Origin of the sequence: Symmachiella dynata, assembly GCF_007747995.1 — a bacterium.
Classification (GTDB): domain Bacteria; phylum Planctomycetota; class Planctomycetia; order Planctomycetales; family Planctomycetaceae; genus Symmachiella; species Symmachiella dynata.
The window spans coordinates 7,203,443-7,224,523 of sequence record NZ_CP036276.1; the positions used below are offsets into that span (position 1 = coordinate 7,203,443).

Annotated in this window: 16 protein-coding genes; 12 read left to right on the forward strand and 4 right to left on the reverse strand. The window is 55.4% G+C overall.

Translation table 11 applies throughout. From position 1 onward, the window contains the following. Positions 1 to 10 precede the first annotated feature (10 nt). The 12 genes from Mal52_RS27485 (at position 11) to Mal52_RS27540 (ending at position 15,550) form a co-directional block, all read left to right on the forward strand. Positions 11 to 637 carry a cytochrome c oxidase subunit 3 gene (locus tag Mal52_RS27485; protein WP_145380031.1) on the forward strand — a complete coding sequence of 209 codons (627 nt, stop codon included), beginning with the start codon at positions 11 to 13 and terminating at the stop codon, positions 635 to 637. Between the two features lie 26 nt (positions 638 to 663). Beyond that, positions 664 to 1,542: a hypothetical protein gene (locus tag Mal52_RS27490; protein ID WP_145380033.1), complete on the forward strand. Its 879-nt coding sequence runs from the start codon at positions 664 to 666 to the stop codon at positions 1,540 to 1,542. After that, positions 1,539 to 2,312 carry a c-type cytochrome gene (locus tag Mal52_RS27495; RefSeq protein WP_145380035.1) on the forward strand — a complete coding sequence of 258 codons (774 nt, stop codon included), beginning with the start codon at positions 1,539 to 1,541 and terminating at the stop codon, positions 2,310 to 2,312. Before Mal52_RS27490 ends, Mal52_RS27495 begins: the two co-directional genes overlap by 4 nt. 22 nt (positions 2,313 to 2,334) lie before the next feature. Continuing rightward, a complete protein-coding gene (locus tag Mal52_RS27500) occupies positions 2,335 to 2,889 on the forward strand; it encodes a QcrA and Rieske domain-containing protein (protein ID WP_197534505.1) in 555 nt (184 codons plus the stop codon). 28 nt (positions 2,890 to 2,917) lie between these two features. Next, positions 2,918 to 4,381 (forward strand): cytochrome b N-terminal domain-containing protein, encoded by a 1,464-nt coding sequence (locus tag Mal52_RS27505; protein ID WP_145380039.1) that lies wholly within the window; start codon positions 2,918 to 2,920, stop codon positions 4,379 to 4,381. A 40-nt stretch (positions 4,382 to 4,421) separates the two neighbouring features. After that, positions 4,422 to 6,857 carry a cytochrome c oxidase assembly protein gene (locus Mal52_RS27510; protein ID WP_145380041.1) on the forward strand — a complete coding sequence of 812 codons (2,436 nt, stop codon included), beginning with the start codon at positions 4,422 to 4,424 and terminating at the stop codon, positions 6,855 to 6,857. A 2-nt stretch (positions 6,858 to 6,859) separates the two neighbouring features. After that, positions 6,860 to 7,411 (forward strand): hypothetical protein, encoded by a 552-nt coding sequence (locus Mal52_RS27515; RefSeq protein ID WP_145380043.1) that lies wholly within the window; start codon positions 6,860 to 6,862, stop codon positions 7,409 to 7,411. A gap of 162 nt (positions 7,412 to 7,573) precedes the next feature. Beyond that, positions 7,574 to 9,196 (forward strand): FMN-binding glutamate synthase family protein, encoded by a 1,623-nt coding sequence (locus tag Mal52_RS27520; protein ID WP_145380044.1) that lies wholly within the window; start codon positions 7,574 to 7,576, stop codon positions 9,194 to 9,196. Between the two features lie 41 nt (positions 9,197 to 9,237). After that, complete coding sequence (locus tag Mal52_RS27525) at positions 9,238 to 10,485, forward strand: hypothetical protein (RefSeq protein WP_145380046.1); 1,248 nt, start codon at positions 9,238 to 9,240, stop codon at positions 10,483 to 10,485. Positions 10,486 to 10,646: 161 nt separating this feature from the next. Next, positions 10,647 to 12,335 (forward strand): NAD-dependent malic enzyme, encoded by a 1,689-nt coding sequence (locus Mal52_RS27530; protein ID WP_231962463.1) that lies wholly within the window; start codon positions 10,647 to 10,649, stop codon positions 12,333 to 12,335. A gap of 15 nt (positions 12,336 to 12,350) precedes the next feature. Next, entirely contained in the window at positions 12,351 to 14,057 is a 1,707-nt protein-coding gene (locus Mal52_RS27535) for a thiamine pyrophosphate-binding protein (protein WP_231962464.1), read from the forward strand. A gap of 119 nt (positions 14,058 to 14,176) precedes the next feature. Continuing rightward, on the forward strand, positions 14,177 to 15,550 hold the full coding sequence (locus Mal52_RS27540; RefSeq protein WP_145380049.1) for an NAD(P)/FAD-dependent oxidoreductase: 1,374 nt from the start codon (positions 14,177 to 14,179) through the stop codon (positions 15,548 to 15,550). Between the two features lie 30 nt (positions 15,551 to 15,580). Here Mal52_RS27540 and Mal52_RS27545 read toward each other — a convergent pair whose 3' ends face one another. From Mal52_RS27545 to Mal52_RS27560, 4 genes are all read right to left on the reverse strand, one after another. Beyond that, the gene (locus Mal52_RS27545; RefSeq protein WP_145380051.1) at positions 15,581 to 16,555 is read right to left on the reverse strand and encodes a TraB/GumN family protein; all 975 of its coding nucleotides are present in this window, start codon (positions 16,553 to 16,555) and stop codon (positions 15,581 to 15,583) included. Between the two features lie 337 nt (positions 16,556 to 16,892). Beyond that, positions 16,893 to 17,717: an SH3 domain-containing protein gene (locus tag Mal52_RS27550; protein ID WP_145380053.1), complete on the reverse strand. Its 825-nt coding sequence runs from the start codon at positions 17,715 to 17,717 to the stop codon at positions 16,893 to 16,895. Next, complete coding sequence (locus tag Mal52_RS27555; RefSeq protein ID WP_145380055.1) at positions 17,714 to 19,609, reverse strand: BatD family protein; 1,896 nt, start codon at positions 19,607 to 19,609, stop codon at positions 17,714 to 17,716. Before Mal52_RS27555 ends, Mal52_RS27550 begins: the two co-directional genes overlap by 4 nt. A 52-nt stretch (positions 19,610 to 19,661) precedes the next feature. Then, positions 19,662 to 21,068, reverse strand: a complete 1,407-nt coding sequence (locus Mal52_RS27560; protein ID WP_197534506.1) for a tetratricopeptide repeat protein — start codon at positions 21,066 to 21,068, stop codon at positions 19,662 to 19,664. Between the last annotated feature and the right edge of the window lie 13 nt (positions 21,069 to 21,081).

The window sequence follows — 21,081 nt, forward strand, 5'->3', positions numbered from 1 at the left end:
TCACAAATTCATGAGCGAAATCGCGCACACTACATCCGGCGAACTTGCCGCCCCCCCACAGGGTTGGGAGGGGGAAGGAACATCGCATCTGGATCCCAAGAAAGTCGGCATGGCCTGCTTTCTGTGTTCCGAAGCGGCGTTCTTCATGACCTTGCTGGTGGGTTACGGTTTGTATCTCGGAAGAGACCTGACTGGCCCCACACCGGCAGAAGTGCTCAGCATGCCGCTGGTGATAGTGAATACGATTTTGCTGTTGAGTAGCAGCATCACAATCGCCCTGGCTATGAAACGGTATGAGAAATCAGAATTCGGACAGTTTCGCCTGTTCCTGGGGCTGACCATCTTTTTGGGCGCAGCATTCATTGTGGGAACGGGCATCGAATGGAAAGGGCTGATTGAAGATCACGGACTGACGATCAGCCGCAATCTGTTTGGCACGACGTTCTATACGCTGATCGGCTTTCATGCGACGCATGTGACGATCGGTTTGATCATGATGTCGACGTTGTTGGGCATCCAAGCGGCTGGACGTTTGGGAACTGACAGTCCGGCAGCGGAACTGATTTCGTGGTATTGGCACTTTGTGGATGGCGTGTGGATTGTGGTCTTTTGTCTGGTTTATGTGTTTGGCCGTTGATGGCATCAGAAAGCGGATTTGACGCATTGAATTCTTCTCCCGAACAACATGAAGGCTCCGCCGAACGTGGCGACGCACCGGTGCGTGAAGAGGTGGTGGAAATGCCCAACGCCACAGCTGCGCCGATGGTGATGGCATTCGGGCTGACCTTGGCGCTTTCCAGCGTGGTGATGCATTTGGCCTTTGCCGTCGTCGGCTTGGTGATTGCAGTGGGCGGATTGGTGTATTGGATTCGCCACCTGACCCCAGGAGCGGGTGTGCACTGGGAAGAATGGGTTCCCAAAAGCAACCGCCCCCAACCGGTACGGGTCTCACCAGGTGGCGTATCATCGATTCAATCCGGGATGCCGGGCCATCGGCTGCGTGTTCCCGCGGAGATTTATCCCTACTCGGCAGGTCTCAAGGGAGGACTTGTCGGCGGGTTGATGATGGCGCTCACGGCGCTGGCCTATGGGCATTTCAGCGGGCATGGCATTTGGTATCCCGTCAATCTGCTCTCGGCAATGGTCATCCCCGCTTTCAATAACATGGGCGCTGAGGACCTCGACAAATTCCACCTGATGGGCTTGATCGTGGGAACGATCATTCATGTGGTGACATCAATCATCGTGGGTCTGTTCTTTGGCATCATTTTACCGATGTGCCCGCGCTGGCCGCTGTTGTGGGGCGGGTTGGTCGCTCCATTGTTGTGGTCAGGATTTGTGTACGGATTCATGGGCGTCCTCAATCCAGTGATGAGTGAGCAGGTGGATTGGCCCTGGTTCTTCGTTTCGCAATTCGCTTTCGGAATCACCATGGGGTTTGTCGTGATGCAATCGACCAAAGTTCAAATCCAACAGGTCTTGGAAGTGGAAACCCAACAGCCGGCGGACAACAGCCAACACTCGCAACCGGACGAATCGTGATCAGACAACGCATTCAACAAATTCGCAGGAAAGTCCCCCGACCGTCGCACGGTGTCTTGCGACGATGGTGCGGTCGCTTGTGTCTGCTCTCACTGTTTTTCTCCGTGGGGTGTTTCGACTCACTGCCGGGCAAACCGACGGAAGCAGATCGCTATAAGCGTCCCGACACGGTTATGGATTTTCACACGCTCTACAAAACCAATTGCTCGGGTTGCCATGGTGCCGACGGCACAATGGGACCGGCGCCGCCTTTGAATGATCCGCTGTTTTTGGCGATTTGTTCCGATGCGGACATCAAGCAGATCGTCATGCACGGTCGAGACAACACACCGATGCCAGCCATGGACCACAAAACGAGTGGGCCGCTGACGGAGAAACAAATCAATGCCATCGTCGCCGGCATTCGCGCGGAATGGGGCAAAACGCCGCCCCAACTATCACCACCGTTTCCGACCTACCAACTTGCTGAGACACCCGGTGATGCGCAAGCCGGTAAAAAAGTCTTCTCGCAATATTGCGCCACCTGTCATGGCAAAGACGGCCAAGGGGACACAGCGGGAGCACTGAACGACGCCGGTTTTCTGGGCACGATCAGCAATCAAGCCTTAAGGCGGATCATCATCACAGGCCGCAGCGACTTGGGTATGCCGAACTACCATGCGATTGGCGACGATTCGCTGGAAGGCAAACCGCTGACATCCCAACAGATCACAGACTTGGTCGCCCTGCTGGCAGAGTGGCGGACCGCTGATGTAGGGGGCAATGAGTAACGGAATGGACGAAGGAACTTGTATGAATTCACAATCCGGCGAACCTCCGACCATGGAGACGGCAACCACCCGACGGGGGTTTATGGAGTGGTTTAGCTGGGCGCTCCTGGGGCTAGGCAGCGTGGCGATGGCGATCCCGATCTTGGGATTTTTTCTGGGACCGATTCTCAAGCCGCGGGCCGATGAATGGGTCGATTTCGGGCCGCTCACGGACTTCCCGCAAAATTCGACGCGTTTGGTGGATGTCTTGAATCCGCTGCGCGGCGCCAACGATGGGATGACCGGCAAGGTGGCTGCTTATGTCCGGCGGATCGAGGGGGAGACGTTTCAAATTTTCTCTACGCACTGTACCCATTTGGGCTGTCCGGTGTCGTGGTTCAAGGAATCGGGACTTTACATGTGTCCCTGCCACGGCGGCGTGTACTACGAAGATGGAGGGCATGCCTCCGGTCCGCCGCCGCGCGGATTATACGAATTCGAGCATCGCGTCGAAAAAGACCGTTTGATGGTCAAGTTGGGACATCTGCCCACGTTGCAAGATCCGGGAAGCGCACACGTCTCGGGAAAAAACTCATAACGGCAGCGGCGAAGGAATCCGCAACACAATGAAACAGGCAATCGGTAAACTCTTGTGGTGGTTTGAGGAGCGGCTTGAGCTGCGCACATCGTTGTGGACGGTGATGCGTCACCCCATTCCGCGCGACCTCCGCACACAAGTCGGCTGGCTGTACGTCTTTGGCAGCACGGCTATGACACTGTTGGTGTTGCAAATCGTGACCGGCATCGGCTTGGGGATGGTCTATGTTCCCTCGGCCGGCGAAGCCTACGAGAGCCTGGAACATATCAACTACAACGTCGAACTGGGCTGGATGTTGCGGGCGATTCACAATTGGTCGGCCAACGGCATGGTGGTGCTGGTGGTCGTGCATATGACCCAAGTCTTTTTGATGGGGGCCTATAAGTATCCTCGCGAATTGACTTGGATGATCGGCGTGGTGCTCTTTTTGCTGACGCTCGGCATGGCATTCACTGGTCAAGTGTTGCGCTGGGACGCCGATTCCTATTGGGGTCTGGGCGTCGGAGTGGCGATGGTTGGGCGGATTCCCTACATCGGTCCGGAGTTGGTGGAGTTGATGTTGGGCGGCCCGACGGTAGGAGCGGATACGCTCAGCCGATTCTTTGCGCTACACGTGTTTGTTATGCCCGGCCTGTTGTTTGCCTCGTTAACGGTGCATCTGTATCTGGTGGTCCGCAAAGGAATCTCAGAACCTCCCAAGCCGGATGACCTCGTCGATCCGGAAACCTATGTTGAAAAATATGAAGAGAAACTAAAAACAGGCGATCCGTTTTTCCCGGATGTCTTTTTACGGGATGCAGCGTTTATTGGATTGACGTTGTTGGTGATTGTGGGGATGTCCGCCATCTTGGGGCCTGACGGTCCCGGTGCGCCGCCCGATCCGACTTTGTTGGCCGTCGAACCGTTGCCTGACTGGTATTTCCTGCCCGCGTTCGCCGTGTTGGCGCTCAGTCCGCCCTCGTTGGAGACCGGGATTATTTTGATTGCGCCGGTGATCATTGTTGCCATCATGTTCTTGTTTCCGGTCTTCGCCGGAAAAGGACAGCGTAGTCCGCGTCGACGACCGGTGGCCGTGCTGATCGTCATCGGCTGTTTTCTCAGCTACTGTGTGTTATGGCAGTTGGGCGTGCAGGAACCGTGGTCGCCACACATGACTGCTTGGAGCGGCGTGCCGGTGCCAACGCACATGATCAAAGGTCGCTCACCCAAAGAGTTGCAAGGGGCGGCCATCCTTCAAGAAAAGACCTGTCGAAACTGCCACGCGCTCGATGGACAGGGAGGCCAGCGTGGGCCGGATCTGACCGTGGTGGCGACGCGGTTGACACGGGACCAGTTGATTCGACAAGTCGTTCAAGGAGGCGGAAATATGCCCGCCTACGGCAAAGAATTGAATCGCTTCGAAGTCGAAGCATTGGTCAGCTTTTTGGAGACATTAAAGCCAGAGGGTTACGCTTCGGCTGAAGCCTCGGTGGTCACCGATCGGGCTGATTGAACTGTCGCTGCGGATTCGTTTTTCGGACGATTTTTCACCGGTGATTTCAGTGGACTCCTCGTTCCAAGCCATTCTCAGTTCCTGGTCGTTCGACGTTTGGATCGTGGCTCCGATTGTACTGTCCACGCTGCTCTATGTGCGGGGCTGGTACGTACTTCGCCGGCGTGGGTCGCAGCGATTTGGTGCCTGGCAATTGGCCGCGTTTGGTTGCGGCATGGCCTTGTTGTCCATCGCCCTACTCTCGCCCATTGAAACCTTCTCGGCGTTGATGTTGCGGATGCACATGGTGCAACATCTGCTGCTGATGTTTCTCATTCCGCCGCTGCTTTGGCTCAGCGCCCCGGAGCTGCCGTTGCTGTGTGGATTGCCCTCAGGCCTGCGTCGTGAATGGATCGCGCCACTTTATCGTTGGAAACCGATCCGTAGCGGTTTTGCCTTTCTCACGCGGCCACCGGTGGCGTGGGGTCTGTTTGTCGCAGCGACTTGGATTTGGCATCTCCCGCGTTTTTATGATGCTGCGCTAAGCTCTGGAACCTTGCATAACTTGGAGCATGCCTGTTTCTTCTGGGCAGCCATGCTGTTTTGGTGGCCGGTCGTGCAGCCCTATCCGAGTCGATTGAACTATTCGCGGTGGGTCCTGCTGCCCTATTTGTTTCTGGCAGCAGTTCAAGGGACGGTTCTGTCGGGGATTTTGTCGTTTGCCAACGATGTGATTTATGACCATTACGAATTGCTGCCGCAGGTCTGGGGCATTACCGCAATCGATGATCAAGCCATCGCCGGAACGTTGATGTGGCTGTTTGGCATGCTGGCCTATGTGATTGCCGGAGCATTGGTCGGATATAAATTGCTCTTTGCGCCTCGTTCGAGGCAACTTCACTTTGCCGTGGCTGGTATGCCAGCAGTGCAGAGTGGAGTAACCGCGTATGGTCCCCCCACAGCAGTGCGGCCGACTCCCCGCCGATTGAATCGCGCTAAGCATCGCCCACCGGTGCGGCAACAATTGCCGATACTCTCCCCCGATGGGGATTCCTGCCACCGCCCTGCGAGGGACGTACTGAACGTGCCGCTCTTGGGCCGGTTTCTGCGGTGGAACAAATCGCGGTTGGTGCTGCAAATCTTGATGTTCGCAGCGGCGGCTTTGGTGATCGTCGATGGATTGTTGGGAGCGCAGATTGTTTCGCTGAATCTGGCGGGCGTGCTGCCGTGGATCCATTGGCGCGGATTTTTGGTGCTGGGGTTACTCGTCGCCGGGAATTTGTTTTGCATGGCTTGTCCGTTCAAATTGTCGCGAACGTTGGGGAAGACACTCTTCGGCGGTCGTCGACACTGGCCGCGATGGCTACGCTCCAAATGGCTGGCCGTCGGCTTGTTGTTCGTGTTCTTCTGGGCCTATGAAGTGTTTTCATTGTGGCAAAGCCCGTGGTGGACGGCTTGGATTGCGGTGGGGTATTTTCTGGCGGCGTTTGTGGTGGATGGTTTTTTTCGCGGAGCGGCGTTTTGCAAGTACGTCTGCCCGATCGGTCAGTTCAATTTTGTGCAATCACTCGTTTCGCCCTTAGAAGTTCGGGTTCGTGACACGTCTGTCTGTGAAGAGTGCACGACCAAGGAGTGCATTCGTGGGGCTGCGGCGACAGCGACGGCTGCGGCGATTCCCGGTTGTGAATTGCATCTGTATCAACCGCGCAAGTCGAGTAACTTTGATTGCACGTTTTGCCTCGACTGTGTGCATTCCTGTCCGCATCAAAACGTGGGGATCCTGACAACGCTGCCCGGTCGGGAACTGCTCCGTGATCCGCGGCGGTCGGGGATCGGTAAATTGGGCAGTCGAACGGATGTAGCGGCGCTGGTGTTCCTGCTGGTTTTCGCCGCTTACGTGAATGCGGCAGGCATGGTTGCCCCTGTCTTGGATCTAATTGACAAGCTGCAAGCAGAGTGGGGTTTTGCGAGTCGCATTCCCCTTGTCACGGCTGGGTATCTGTTGGGTTTGGGAGCAGTACCGTTCTGCTTGGTGGCGATCGCTTCGCTGGCCGGACGCCGATTGAGTGGGGATTCCGAATCCGCCTTGCGCATCGCGACGCGATTCTCGTATATGCTTGTCCCACTCGGTTTTTCGATGTGGTTGGCGCATTATAGTTTCCACCTGTTCACCAGCAGTGGCGCGTTTAGCGCTGCGTTGCGACGATTTCTCAGCGAGTTTGGATGGCGCGACGTCGAGACGGCAGCGTGGGTCTGCTCGTGCGGCTTAGAAACAGCCGATTGGTTATTGCGAATGGAACTGATGCTGCTCGATGCCGGATTGTTAATGTCGTTGTATGTCGGATACCGCATTGCCCGCGATCGCTATTTGGGAATGCGGCGCGCCATGGGAGCGTTTCTGCCTTGGGCGGGGATAGCGGTTATTTTGTTTCTCACGGGTGTTTGGCTCGTGTTCCAGCCGATGCAAATGCGCGGCGTGATGCCGATGGGGATGTGAACATGATGGCGGCACACTCTTCACGAAAAATTCTCATACTGAGCCTGTGTAGTTTGGCGTGGCTGCCCGCGCTGGCGTACGGGGATGGTGGCACGGCCCGATTTTCGGGGAACGTTGGCGACTATCGCATGACTGTCTTCACCGAGCCGACCCCGTTGCGCGCCGGTCCGGTCGATGTCAGTGTCTTGCTACAGGACCGGCAAACCGGGGGATTCGTAACGGATGCGGCGGTTACTATCTCAGTTTCTCACGCCGACCGACCATTGAACGTCAATCGAGTTACAGCAACGACCGCTTCTGCGACGAACAAACTATTTCAAGCAGCATCGTTTGAATTCGCGCAGCCGGGCACTTGGAATATCAGTGTCGAGGTGGACGGGAATCAACAAACGGAGAGTAGCGCGTTCGAACTCAATGTCGCTCCACGTGTTCCCCGTTGGGTCGACTTTATTTTTTGGATTGGGTTTCCGGTCATTCCGATCGCGCTGTTTGGGGTGCGGGAGTCGGTCCGATATCGCCAAGCTCGCGCACCGAGTCCGGCTACCGCCGGTTGACAGCAAATTCACGTTGTATTTCCGCTACAATTCGCGTATTTCTCGTAGAACCATTCGCGGTCAAATGGCCGTTTTGTTGTTCCACAACGATTGATGTTTTCACCGCAGACGACAGGCCCGGCGTTATTCATTTTCCTTCCCCCCCTGCAACGTGTTTGAATCATGAGATATTCCGCAGTCATCATCGTTCTGGCCGGCACGTTACTCTGCCTTCTCCTGGGCGTGTTACGCGATTCGGCATGGTATATCCCGTTAGTCGTACTCGGGCCGCTCTCGTTGCTCGGCATCTGGGATTTGACGCAGACTAAACATAGTATCTGCCGCAATTATCCCTTATTAGGTCGATTGCGATTTCTGCAGGAGATGATTCGTCCTGAGATCCATCAGTACTACGTCGAAAGTGACCTGGATGGCCGACCGTACAATCGAGACGAGCGTTCGTTGATTTATGAGCGAGCCAAGAATGTTTCGGGCCTCAAACCGTTCGGCACCGAGATGGACGTCTATGGCGACGAGTATGAATGGTTGGATCACTCGATTGCACCACGTCCCAAGCAGGATGAGCCGTTTCGCATCACCGTCGGCGGCCCGGATTGCAAGCAGCCGTATTCGTGTTCGGTCTTGAACATCTCGGCCATGAGTTTCGGGGCGATCAGCCCCAATGCCATCGAAGCACTCAATCGCGGAGCCAAGAAGGGGAACTTCTATCACTGCACCGGCGAAGGGGGACTGAGTTCCTATCACCTGAAAAACGGTGGAGATTTGGTATGGCAAATCGGCACCGGCTACTTTGGTTGCCGCGACCAAAATGGCGCGTTTGACCCTGGCTTGTTCCGCGAACAGGCGCTCACTCCACAAGTCAAGATGATTGAGATCAAGATTTCACAAGGAGCCAAGCCGGGACATGGCGGTGTGCTGCCCGCAGCCAAGATCACACCGGAGATCGCCCGCACGCGGAAAATCCCCATGGGCCGAGACTGCATTTCTCCGCCGGGACACACGACCTTCGACAGCCCCCGCGGTTTGTGTGAATACGTCAAACAGTTGCGAGAACTCTCCGACGGCAAACCGATTGGCTTTAAGCTGTGCGTGGGACATCGCCACGAGTTTCTTGCCATCTGTAAAGCGATGTTGGAGACCGGCATCCTCCCCGATTTCATCACCGTCGACGGGGGTGAAGGGGGCACGGGAGCGGCACCGAATGAGTTTTCCGACAGCATTGGCACGCCGCTCAAAATGGGGTTGATGTTCGTACACAATGCACTAGTGGGTTGCGGTCTGCGCGATAAAATCCGCATTGCCGCTTCGGGAAAAGTCAGTTCGGCTTTTGCCATTGCCCGCAACCTGGCCATCGGCGCCGATTGGTGCAACGCGGCTCGGGGCTTCATGATGGCGGTGGGCTGCATCCAAGCGCAATCGTGTCATACCAATCGCTGTCCGGTGGGCGTCGCCACACAGGACCCCGTCCGTCAGCGGGCGCTGGACGTGGGTGACAAGGGAGAACGGACCTACCATTTCCATCACAATACGATGGAAACGTTGTCGGAGATCGTCGCGGCCGCCGGCATCGATCATCCCTCAGAATTTCGCCCCTACCACATTCATATCGCCCTCAGTCGCACCAACGTAAAGAACTATCAGGAAGCTCATCCATTTTTGCAGTCGGGCGAGTTGCTGAAGGGTTGCCAACACCCGGACTTCAAGACGCATTGGGACATTGCTTCAGCGGAGTCATTTCAGGCTCAAGGTGCGGACGTGAAAATCCAAGAAGAGCTTGCCACATAAATCACAGACGTTCATTTTTAATCAGCTATGGGGATTCAGCGATGGCCATTGATGAGTTGACGTACCCGCCTAAAGGGGACAAGAAAAATTCCGCATTTTTTGACGAATATCGCCTGAAAATTTATGAGCGACGACGCGCTGCGGGCTTGGAACAGTTGCTCGGCAATATGGTGGGCATCGTCGTTCAAGTCGAACATGGTGAAGCGATTCCCTACTTGCGAGAACTTTACCTGCTCGGCCCCTATCGCTTTGAAGCACTCCATCAAAACGCGACGCATCGCATTTATACGCTGTGTTCACAGCCGAATTTCCCGCGAATGATCGTGCTGGAGCCACTCACCGCCGACTATGCCGACGAAGTGACGTTGCTCAATCGTCTCTATCCCTTGGCGGCTCAAAAACCAAACGCGCGATACATCGGCGAAATCTTCAACACCACTGACACTGGCCAGACACGAGAGATTTTGGAATCGCACAACATCCGTTTCAATTATCACCACGAAACGAAAAACCCGTTTTACACCGATTCGGGTGTTCTGTTTACCTTTCCCTCGGATTACACCTGCAACCGGATCGGTTATTTCCAAGGTGATATTGAAGACATTGAAGCACTCAAGCTGGGAGACCAGCTTGAATTCGACGCGGCGGAACTGGCGACCTTGGAAAAAATCGCGGAGTTCGCCCAGGCTGAACGCCTCGACCCCCTCGTGCTGGGTGTCGATCATTTGGCGACACGAATTTTGGCTGGGGAACGCGAAGATGCGATTCTGGAATTCTTGACGATGACCCACTACTACTTCTGGGGGGCTTACAACATCGCCGAGATGAACTCGTCGACCAACGTCAATCGCAACGGCCATGTCGAGGACGATAAGGAATCGCCGGCCAAAGTCTTCACCGCCAACAACACGCCTTCGTTCATCAATTCCTTTGAAGGCCTGCCGATGCCGACTGAGGATTTTGTGCGCAATTACGGACGCCGTTTGCACCATATGGCTTACGAAGTGCAAGACGGCGACCATCGTGGCGGCGAGAAAAACGTCGATTTTGTGGTCAATACCTTGCGGGATAAAGGGGTCAAGTTTCTGGCCCACGTGGTGGGAGAGTGTCTTGACGATCCGAACCTCAAGCAGATTTTCTCCAAACATTCGGAGTATTCTATTCTGATCACCGAATACGTCGAACGCTGCCATGGATATGAAGGGTTCTTTACGAAGTCGAATGTTGCCTCCCTGACCGCTGCTGCCGGCCAAGACGAACGTTACGAACATGGACATGTGTTCGACTAATCGTCAGCCCCGCCAAATCGTTGTCGCGTCTCTTTATTCGCACTGTTTTTGATCACAAGTAGTTTCAAAACCCTCTGACGCGTCACGCAATCACTTGTGTTATTGATTCCCGAACTGGCGCAACCGGGTTTTGAAACTGGTTCTATGCAGAAAGCCCTATCGTGACATCCAACCAACCAACGCAGGCCTGCTCTCCCTTGCACGGTCGGGCCTTAATCGAATCCCCACTCGACAACAAAGGAACCGCCTTTACGGAACAGGAACGTATTGACTTCGGACTGACCGGACTACTGCCCCCGCATGTGGAGACGCTCCAGGAGCAGTCGGAGCGGGCTTACGAAGCGTTCTGTATGAAACAGTCCGACATCGAAAAGCACATTTACCTGCGACAACTGCAGGACGAAAACGAAACGCTGTTTTACCGGCTGATGCTCGACCACATCGAAGAAATGATGCCGATCGTTTATACGCCGGTGGTCGGCGCGGCCTGCGAAAAATTCAGCCATATCTATCGCCGTCCCCGAGGGATTTTCGTCTCCTATCCGGAACGTCATCTCATGGATGGCGTATTGGATAACTTGATTCAAGATGTCGACGTCATCGTGGTGACCGACGGGGAACGTATTCTTGGCTTGGGCGACCAGGGTGCGGGCGGCATGGGAATTCCCATCGGAAAACTTGCTCTCTATACGCTGTGTGGCGGAATTCACCCGGGCAAGACCTTGCCGATTCTGCTGGACCTGGGAACGAATAACCAAGAACGCTTAAACGATCCGATGTACATCGGTTGGCGGCATGAGCGCATCAAAGGCAAGGAGTACGACGAGTTCATCGAAAGCTTTGTCACTACAGTCAAGCGGCGTTTCCCCGATGTGTTGCTGCAATGGGAAGACTTCGCCTCGGTCGATTCTGAGCCGATCTTGGAGCGGTATCGCGATCAGCTCTGCACATTTAATGACGACATCCAAGGGACGGCGGCGGTGACGACCGGGACGATTCTGGCCGCCGTGGCTGCGGTGGGAGGCGACCTGGCCGATCAACGCATCGTGATGCTCGGCGCCGGTTCAGCGGGATTCGGTATTTGCAGCCAACTCAAACGGACCATGCTTCGCCAGGGATTGAGTGAAGAACAGGCACAGCAACGTTTTTATATTTTGGATGTCGACGGCCTGATCTACGATGGCCGTAGCAATCTCAGCGCCGTCGAGAAAAGCCTGGCGCAAAGTGCGGCCAATCTCACCGACTGGGACTGTGATGTGACCGGCTCGATTGCATTCGCCGATGTTGTCCGCAATGCCAAACCGACTGTCCTCGTCGGCGCCACTGGGCATGCCGGCGCATTTCCGGAGGAGATTATCCGTGAGATGGCGCAGCACGTGGAACAGCCGATCATCTTCCCACTGTCGAATCCCACATCCCGCGTGGAAGCAACGCCAGCTGAAATATTGGAGTGGACCGAAGGTCGTGCCTTGATCGCGACCGGCAGCCCGTTCGATCCCGTTGAATATGCCGGCAAAACACATGCCATCGCACAATGTAACAACAGCTACATTTTCCCGGCGATGGGATTGGGCATCCGCGCCTCGGGAGCAACACGTGTGTCGGACGAGATGTTCGCCGTGGCGGCAATCGCGCTGCAGGAAAAATCGCCCGCTTTAGAAGACCCCACGGCATCGCTGCTGCCCGCGCTGAAAGATATTCGTGATGTCGCACGGCATATCGCGGTCGCTGTGGCGACCGAAGCCCAAGCCCAGGGACTGGCTGAGAAGACCTCGCCTGAGGAACTTGAAAAGCGGATTGACCAAACCATTTGGTCACCGACTTATGCGCCTTTGACGCGCTCAAACTAAGCATTGGTTCAATTCATGAATGCAAGCAATATGGACAACTCCCCAACAACCGTGGGTGGCTATCTGGCTGCGCGGCTGGAACAAATCGGTCTTCGGCAATACTTCGCTGTGCCGGGCGACTATAACCTAGTGCTGCTCGATGAGTTCTTGACCAATCGCAACTTGCAGATGATCTCCTGTTGCAACGAACTCAACGCCGGTTACGCCGCCGATGGTTATGCCCGCGCGACGGGAGGTCCGGCGGCTGCGATTGTGACATTCAGCGTCGGCGGCTTGAGCCTGTTGAATGCGATTGCCGGTGCATATGCCGAAGACTTACCGGTCATTGCGATCTCCGGTGGGCCGAATACGAACTCCGAAGCGGAATACGAGTTTCTGCACCACACCTTGGGCGATGTCGATTATGGATATCAACGCGAGATCTTTCGCCGCGTAACGGCCGAAGCGGTGATGATTCAACATCCGACCGAAGCCCCGCGGCAAATCGACCGGGCCATCGAGACGGCACTCGTAAAACAAAAGCCGGTCTATTTGGAAATTGCCTGCAATATTGCCGGCGCAACAGTCTCCTCGCCGAATCCACGTACGTTCAATGTGCGCTTCTCCAGCGATCCCACGTCGCTAGATCAAGCCGTCGAACACGCCGCTGAGTTGCTCAACGCAGCCATCAAACCTGTGCTTGTCGCCGGAGTGAAACTTCGTGCTGGCGGGGCGGTTCCCGCATTTCAACAACTTGCCGATTCAAGCGGCTATGCGGTCGCCCATATGCCCAACTCGAAAGGTTTTCTGGACGAACAGCATCCCGGTTTTATCGGTAACTATTGGGGACCGGTCAGTTCGCCCGGTTGTGGAGAAATCGTGGAGTCGGCCGACCTGTGTTTATTCGCCGGCGCCACCTTCACCGACTACACCACCACCGGCCACACAGCACTGATCAATCCACAAAAAATGATTCGCGCCACGTCCGATAGCGTGATTCTTCCCACACAAACTTACAACGAAGTTGCACTGGCGGATTTCCTAGACGGTTTGACCGCCAAACTCAAACCCAATGACGCATCATTGGCCGCCTTTAAGCGTATTCAAGAACCGGCACAACAACCGCAGCCCAACGGAGATGACGCACCACTCACCACGCGAACCTTGTTTTCCGAAATCCAAGGGCTACTCGATGAACAGAGTGCCGTGATCGCTGAGACGGGTGACTCCTGGTTCAACGGCATGCAACTCGACCTCCCCTCGGGAGCTAACTTTGAGATTCAATTGCAGTATGGTTCGATCGGCTGGTCCGTGGGTGCCACGTTGGGCTATTCCATCGGGCTTCCCGAGCGGCGGGTCGTGGCCTTGATTGGCGACGGGTCGTTTCAGCTGACGGCTCAAGAAGTCTCGACCATGATTCGTTACGAGACGAATCCGATCATCTTTTTGATCAACAATGGGGGATACACGATCGAAGTCGAGATTCACGACGGTCCGTACAACACAATCAAAAACTGGGACTACGCCGGCTTGGTCGACGTGTTCAACGCCAACGACGGAAATGGTTGGGGCTGCCGTGTGACGACCGAAAAAGAATTGAGCGACGCAATCGCCCATGCGAAGCAACATGACGGCTTGGCTTTAATCGAGGTTGCCATCGACCGGGATGACTGCAGCAAAAACCTGCTGAAATGGGGCGGGCAAGTCGCGAAGAACAATGGACGCCCGCCACGAAGGAACTAGAACCGGTTTCAAATACCCGGTTGTGCTTCTACCGAATATTTGTACAGCAGTCTCAGCGGAACGCGACAGAGGATTTTTATAGCGACTTGTAGCAAAATTGGACTTGAGGACTCTGCGCTATGGATAGGAACTCCCAACAGAAAAACGGTAACTCCCCGCCGCGTGTGGTCATTGTGGGGGGCGGGTTTGGTGGTCTGCAAATCGCCACAGCTCTCAGCAAGTCACAAGCAGCGATCATTCTCATCGATCGCCGCAATTACCACCTGTTTCAACCGATGCTGTATCAGGTGGCGACGGCTGAATTGTCACCGGCAAATATCGCCGCTCCGTTGCGATCGATCTTGCGCAAACAAAAAAATACCGATGTCGTGTTGGGTGAAGTCACCTCGGTCGATCTGGACCAAAAAGTCGTCCGTTTCAATGGAGGCGAGATAGGCTATGACTATCTGGTCCTGGCCACTGGTGTGCGTCAGTCCTATTTCGGGCACGACGATTTCGCGCCGTTTGCGCCGGGACTCAAGTCGATCGATGATGCCTTGGAATTGCGGCGACGGATTTTGCTGGCCTTTGAGGAAGCTGAATGGGAAGCAGATGAAGAGGCGCGACGGGCAAAGCTCACCTTTGTGATTGTGGGGGGAGGCCCGACCGGAGTGGAACTGGCCGGCGCCATTATGGACATCGCCTCCAACACGCTGCCAAGCGAGTTTCGTAACATCGACACCAAAACGGCGCGGGTGATTCTTATCGAAGGGAGTCCACGTTTAATCGCCGCCATGCCCGAGGACCTGAGCAAACGCGTGCACAAGGCCTTGGAAGAGATGCATGTTGAGATCCGTTTACACACCATCGTCACCAATGTTGACGAAACGGGTGTCTATATCGGTGATGAACATTTGCCGGCGGAGAATGTGTTTTGGGCCGCCGGTGTTCAAGGGCAAGCACTCGCGCATGAATTGGGAGTGGAAATCGATCGCGGCAGTCGCATCGTGGTGGGGCCGGATCTTTCAATCCCTGGCCATCCCGACGTGTTTGTCGTGGGAGACGCCGCTCATGCGACCGACGCCACTACTGGAAAGCCGGTCCCCGGAGTCGCACAAGGAGCGATTCAATCCGGCCGCTTTGTCGCCGCACAAATCAAACGCGAACTGGAGGGTGGCGATCCGAAAAACCGGCCCGCTTTCAGTTATCACGACAAAGGTTCAATGGCGATGATCGGCCGCGGCAAGGCGGTTGCCGCCATCGGCAAAAGACATTTCGGCGGCCTGTTGGGCTGGCTGACCTGGAGCGTCGTACACGTGATGTTTCTGGTTGGTTTCGGCAACAAGTTGACGGTGATGTGCGATTGGTTTTGGAATTACATTCGCCACACACGGCAAGCGCGTCTCATTACCGGCGATCCGGAGTTTCAACTGAAACAATTTGGTACTGGTGGCAAAAAAGATGCGACACCGACCCCTTCGGAAACCGATCAGGTCGATGCCGCGTCTAACTAACCCCACACACATAGAACACGCAGCAGCAAGCTATTGCGGTTGCTGCAGGAGCTGCAACAATCCTTCCAAGGCTGATTTCTTGGACGCCCGCGTGATATCCCACGCTTGCACCCAGCTGACGTCACCTTGCTGCATTTGAAAATCCTCCGTCAATCGCGACGCCATGTCGGGCATGTGCGCTGCTCCGTAATAGACGGCGATGCGTAGCGGTTTGCCGTTTTTGCGATTCGCCAACTGCTCCTTGAGGACCTTCAGTGCTGCTTCATTGCGATCGACGATGAGGATGGAATCCAACGTCGCTCCCAATCCCATATCCGGCCCTAGTTCCTCAAGTTTGCCAGCGATCAGCGCTTTCAGTTGTTGGGCTCCCTCCTTGCGGGTTAGGAACGATAGAATCTCCGCGTCCGACACATTACCGCTTAGCGATCCGCCGTTCGCCCATTCTTCTTGGTATTGTTGCATCACCTCTTTGACAACCTTGATGAACAGACTCATGCCGGTTTCACCCCGCTTACGCATCGCTTCGCCGAGTTCGGTCGGCGTGAGGTCGGCATGCACGAAGTTCTTTGGCGTGTAGTCGATCGAGTCGACTTGGAAACTCAAGTCCAACATCGAAGGTAGCATCCGTTGCACGAGTGCCAATGGTGTCTGCTGGCGATCTGTGAAGCCGCGAGCCGGTGTGACATCCTTGGGTTTGACCATCTCGTATAGCACAATGTCGTAATCCTCGAACAACCGGTTCAAGGCATCGAAGTAAACGTCGTCGCCGATGTGTATGGCGCTGACTAAATCGACCGTGACATTTTTCTCGCCTGACTTGGGCGCAAACGAAACGACAGCAGTCTCCAGTGCTTCGGGCTTTTGGTCTTTATCGCGTGAGACGCGAAGGTATTTTGTCGGCGAAGATTCCTCCTGCGGACTTTGGGCCTGCACCGCGGTGCTTCCCAACAACGTGGCGGCACATAACGACGTCGCCACCAGTGCGCGGTTGACTAAACAAGACATAAATTCGAGTTCCTTTTGAAGTTTGCGGCGAGAGATCGTGTCCCGCGAACGGCCCAGCGACACGTTACCTGCAGACGATAATTCGCAAACTCCACTCAAACATTGATGGAATTCGCGGTTGCGGAGAAAAGATTCCGCTCAATAACTCAGACAACACGTTCTTACGTTCAATACGATGCTGGCCCACAAACCGTTGGGCTCCTCCCGTTTGAAGGGTCAATCATCGTCGTTCCATACGTCAAGTCTACGTCAATTTGCGAAACCGGGTCGTTGACTCGCTCGTCAACAACCGCGGGTTTCACAAACGGCTTTGCTCGCATGACGAGCCTCCATCAAACTAAATCACTTCCAACTGCGAATCGGTTAACCAACCGGTCCGACCATCGTGCAATTGCACATGGATCCACTCGCCGCGTTGCTCGACGACCTGAACTCTTTCGCCTTCGATCAGCGACGTCCCCTCTTGGGAACCAAACGCCTCACCGTTGCCTTCGCGTAACGGGACTTGATCGGCCGTGATAATTCCCACGGGCAATTGCGGGCCTTGATCGCGGTTGGCCATGATCAATGTGGCGGACAAAAACAGACCGGCAGCTACAACCCCGATGGTTTTCAACGAGCGTTGCCAATTTGGTATCCGCAGACTCATCGTGATCCAGAAACAAGCCCAGGCGATGGCGGCGACCAACAATAGATTCTTGAGCGGAACGGCCGCTAGATGTTGTTGGGCGCTCTCCCACGTCGTTTGCGGAATTGCCGCCGGTGCTTCGGTTTTTACCAACGATCGGGCATGCTCCAGATTGGCGTGCACGGCTTTGTCGCCGGTCATCGCCGCCGCCCGTTCGTAGTTGGCGATGGCTCGCCCCAAAGCACCGCTTTGCAAGTACGCGTTGCCGAGGTTGAAGTGCATTTGCCAGTTGTTAACGCCGTCGTCGACGAGCGTTTGATACTTCGCCGCAGCCGCTTCGAATGCCTCCTTTGACAGGGCGCGATCGGTTGCGTTGGCTGTCCCGCTTTCGTACAGCGTGTTGGCTTCGTGCAGGATCGTTTGTTGTTGTTCATGATTCAATTCCCCCGCCCGGGCCTCTCCCGAATCGAAAGTGGTTGCTAACAGGGCTGCGACCAAAATCGCGAAGCCAGCAATCGTGCGGTTGGTTTTCATATTTGAGTTCCTTGTAGTCTCGAATTCATGGTGGTGTTGGAATAGTTGGGGGCACTGCCAATGCCGGCAACACACGATTTGGCCGTCTGAATCAAACCAGCGATGTCGACTCCGCCCGAAGCGGCGTAACTACAACGTTCGCACTGTTCGATCGTCTGCTCGCATTGATCAAGCCCGCTGAAACCGCGTGACCGTAATTCGGCGATCATATCGCGAGGACTCATCGTCGAGTTCGGCTGATTCAGGCAGCTTGCCAAATGACTCCGCAGAGCTTCGATGACTTCACCCGGCGATTTGGCCCGGTCCAACATGGCATTCGTCGCCCGCTGGCTTGATCCCGGCAGGACGCTCATCCAATGGCCCAAGTGCTCACGATTGCGGTACAACACCGTGCCGACAAACAGCAGCGGCGGAAACACAAAGGCGATTGTCCAGGGCCAATCTCCCATCGGTCGTGAGACCGTGAGAACATTGTCGCCGGTAAAATTTGCGTAACTAACAAACGACTGCGGCTGTTGAGGATCAGCGGCCGGCTGCGAACCGTTTCCTTGTCGACCGACGATGGCGCTGGCGGCCAGGTTATTGCCCGGCGTCACGTTGATCTTGATCGGCTCGCTTTTGACCGTGACAAACTCCTCCCGGTTGGGATCAAAAAAGGTTAATGGAATCGCTGGAATCTCGGTGATCCCCGCCTTGCGAGGTCGAATGCTGACGGTAAACAGTTTCGTATCATCCTGCACGATTCCCGCCAGCGGGTCGTCGGAGACGCGGAAGTCGGACGACAACACACTCAGCGAGGGGGCTTGCACCAATTCCATCGGACCATCGCCGCTGATGCCGATATACAGTGTAATCGGATCCCCGGCCTGCACGTCGGTCGGTGTGGCTTGCGTGCCGATTCGATATTGCCCCACCGTTCCACGATAGTCATCAGGACGGTTTTCCGTGGGGACATCCGAGACGAGCGTCGCATTGACACTGGCCGTGGCCACGATGGGCCGTGCGTCGGCGACGACCAACTTCGGTCCGAACATACTCGGCATATCGCCGCCGAACATGCTACTCCGTCCGCCGAAAAACGAATCAAATGGATCGCGCGATTTGCCCAAACGGGTTGGATAGTCGACAACGATTTGTACATCTTCGGCGTCAACTTCGCCCGGACGTTTGGGGTAAATCGTGGCGGGGATTTCATACTGGTAGTAGCTATGCTCGTTTCCATCGGCATCGGCGCGAAGTACTTCTTCGCCACCGGGTCGCTGGTTGTTTTCAGCCAGCTCCTGCATGCGTTCGCTAAAAACGCCCCATTGGCTGCGGTCGGCGGATATCATCTGCCACATATCCCCTTCCCCCAGTTTGATGTCCAGGGAACGGTCGTAGTACGGCTTGACCCAGATTTTCAACGTCAAGTTCATCGGCTGGCCGACGTAGATTTTGTCGTCATGCCCCACGATTTCAGCGAACAGCAGATCGCCAGTTTCGCTGCGGGTCACGACAAAACGTTGTGGTCGCGTCGAAACGGTTTGGCCGCCGACATTGACCTCGAACGAGGGAATTTCAAACGTTCCCGTGCGCCGGGGCACGATCCGCCAGGCGTGTGTTTCGGAAACACGGTGCGATCGCCGTCCGTTGATGATCGTTGTTTGCGAACTCCGGCTGGGTGATCCCATGGACTTGATTTCCAATCCATCGACCTGCGGAATCTGGGGAACGACGGAGGAATCCGCATTCTCGATCTCCACGGACAACGTAATTGGAGAGCCGACATAGGCTTCACGCGTCGATAGGGACGCCCGCACTTGTGCGGCCGAGGCCGGGGTTGCGGCGAAACCGGCGCCGCTCAGCATGGCAATTGCCAGTGCCGAAATTGTGAAAGAGGATCTTGATTTCATCGCTAATGCTCCAAAATATAATGCGCCAAACCGATCAGGGCCGGGCGGTGGATTACCAATCTTTGTCAACGGGAACGTAACGGCTTTGCACTTTCTTGAGGTTTTGCATCCGTCGCATCAAGTCGCGATCGCGGACGGCTTGCAACATTTTTAGTGCTTCCTGCTTGGTCATGGCTTGCTCCATTTCTTCACCGTGCTCTGCTGCTGCAGCGGCTGCGGCCTGGGGTTCGCCTTGTGCTTCTTCGTCGCCGGCCTGGCCGACGGCGCCGCCCGATTGCTGCTTCTCATGTTGTTCATCAGCGGATTGCGGGTCGGCGCCGTGCGGCTGAGCCGGTTGTTGCTGCTCGTCCTGTTGCTCATCACCCGGTTGCGGCTCGTTTTGCTGCTCGGATTTGTCTTGCTGTTCCTCAGGAGACTGTGGCTGACCGTCGGACTGTTGATCCTGCTGTTGCGGATCCTGCTGGTCTTGGTTTTGTTGATCCGACCGGTTTCCCTGGTCGGATTTTTGCTCATCTTGCTTCTCTGAATCCTGTTGGTCGGAGTCCTGTTCACCAGAGTCCTGCTGGTCAGCTTCGTCTTGTTGGTCCTCCGGCTGAGCATCATCGTTTGATTGCTCATCCTGCTCGCCGGAACCTTGTTGTTCATCCTGCTTAGATTCTTCTTCATCCTCTCCCTGCTCGCCTTGTTGATCCTGCGATTCGTTCTGTTGATCTTGCGAGTCGGATTCCGATTCCGAGGAATCTTGTTGATCTTGGTTTTGCTCCTGTTGTTGATCCTGATTCTGCTGCTGATCTTGTTGTTGCTCTTGATCCTGGTTCTGTTGTTGGTCTTGCTGTTGGTCTTGATTCTCCGAGTCCTGTTGCTGGTCTTGCTGCTGTTGATCTTGTTGCTGATCTTGCTGTTGCTGCTCGTCTTGCTTTTGTTCTTCCTCTTGTTTTTGTTCTTCTTGCAGCTTGTTGATCAACAGACTGGCCAATTCGATATTGGCTCGCGCATCGGAGTCGTTGGCGTCGGCGGCTAAGCTGCCACGGTAGTGGGAGATGGCCGACCGCGCCTTTTCGATCGCCGCGTCGCGATCTTGTTCGGCTAGTTTCAAGGCATCGGTGTAGTCGCAATTCGCGAGGTTAAACCGTGCTTTCGCTTCCAGTTTGCCGTTGCGTGTCGCGGTCGCTTCGGCAAACAATTGCCGAGCGCGTTCCGTGTCGCCTTGGCGGTACAGAGCGATGGCTTCGTTGTATTTTAGTTCGTTACGATTCGGTGCCAGCGCCGCTGCTTGCTGATAGTCCTCCAGCGCCTTATCCACCTGACCCTCAGTCAGAGCGGCGTTACCGCGATTGACGAGTTTGGCAAAATCGTTTTCGCCCGCCATCACCGGCTGCCCTGGAGCGAATGCCGCCAGGGCCAGCAACGGCAGGGATGTCTTCACCAGTTTGGATCGAAATATCGTTTTGATGTTCATGGTTTGGGTCCTT

Excerpts from the sequence above, each read along its gene's own strand:
- Mal52_RS27515 (WP_145380043.1), top strand. The coding sequence starts at position 6,860 with ATGATGGCGGCACACTCTTCACGAAAAATTCTCATACTGAGCCTGTGT.
- Mal52_RS27560 (WP_197534506.1), bottom strand. The coding sequence starts at position 21,068 with ATGAACATCAAAACGATATTTCGATCCAAACTGGTGAAGACATCCCTG.
- Mal52_RS27545 (WP_145380051.1), bottom strand. The coding sequence starts at position 16,555 with ATGTCTTGTTTAGTCAACCGCGCACTGGTGGCGACGTCGTTATGTGCC.
- Mal52_RS27540 (WP_145380049.1), top strand. The coding sequence starts at position 14,177 with ATGGATAGGAACTCCCAACAGAAAAACGGTAACTCCCCGCCGCGTGTG.
- Mal52_RS27485 (WP_145380031.1), top strand. The coding sequence starts at position 11 with ATGAGCGAAATCGCGCACACTACATCCGGCGAACTTGCCGCCCCCCCA.
- Mal52_RS27525 (WP_145380046.1), top strand. The coding sequence starts at position 9,238 with ATGGCCATTGATGAGTTGACGTACCCGCCTAAAGGGGACAAGAAAAAT.
- Mal52_RS27550 (WP_145380053.1), bottom strand. The coding sequence starts at position 17,717 with ATGAAAACCAACCGCACGATTGCTGGCTTCGCGATTTTGGTCGCAGCC.
- Mal52_RS27535 (WP_231962464.1), top strand. The coding sequence starts at position 12,351 with ATGAATGCAAGCAATATGGACAACTCCCCAACAACCGTGGGTGGCTAT.
- Mal52_RS27505 (WP_145380039.1), top strand. The coding sequence starts at position 2,918 with ATGAAACAGGCAATCGGTAAACTCTTGTGGTGGTTTGAGGAGCGGCTT.
- Mal52_RS27500 (WP_197534505.1), top strand. The coding sequence starts at position 2,335 with ATGAATTCACAATCCGGCGAACCTCCGACCATGGAGACGGCAACCACC.
- Mal52_RS27555 (WP_145380055.1), bottom strand. The coding sequence starts at position 19,609 with ATGAAATCAAGATCCTCTTTCACAATTTCGGCACTGGCAATTGCCATG.
- Mal52_RS27520 (WP_145380044.1), top strand. The coding sequence starts at position 7,574 with ATGAGATATTCCGCAGTCATCATCGTTCTGGCCGGCACGTTACTCTGC.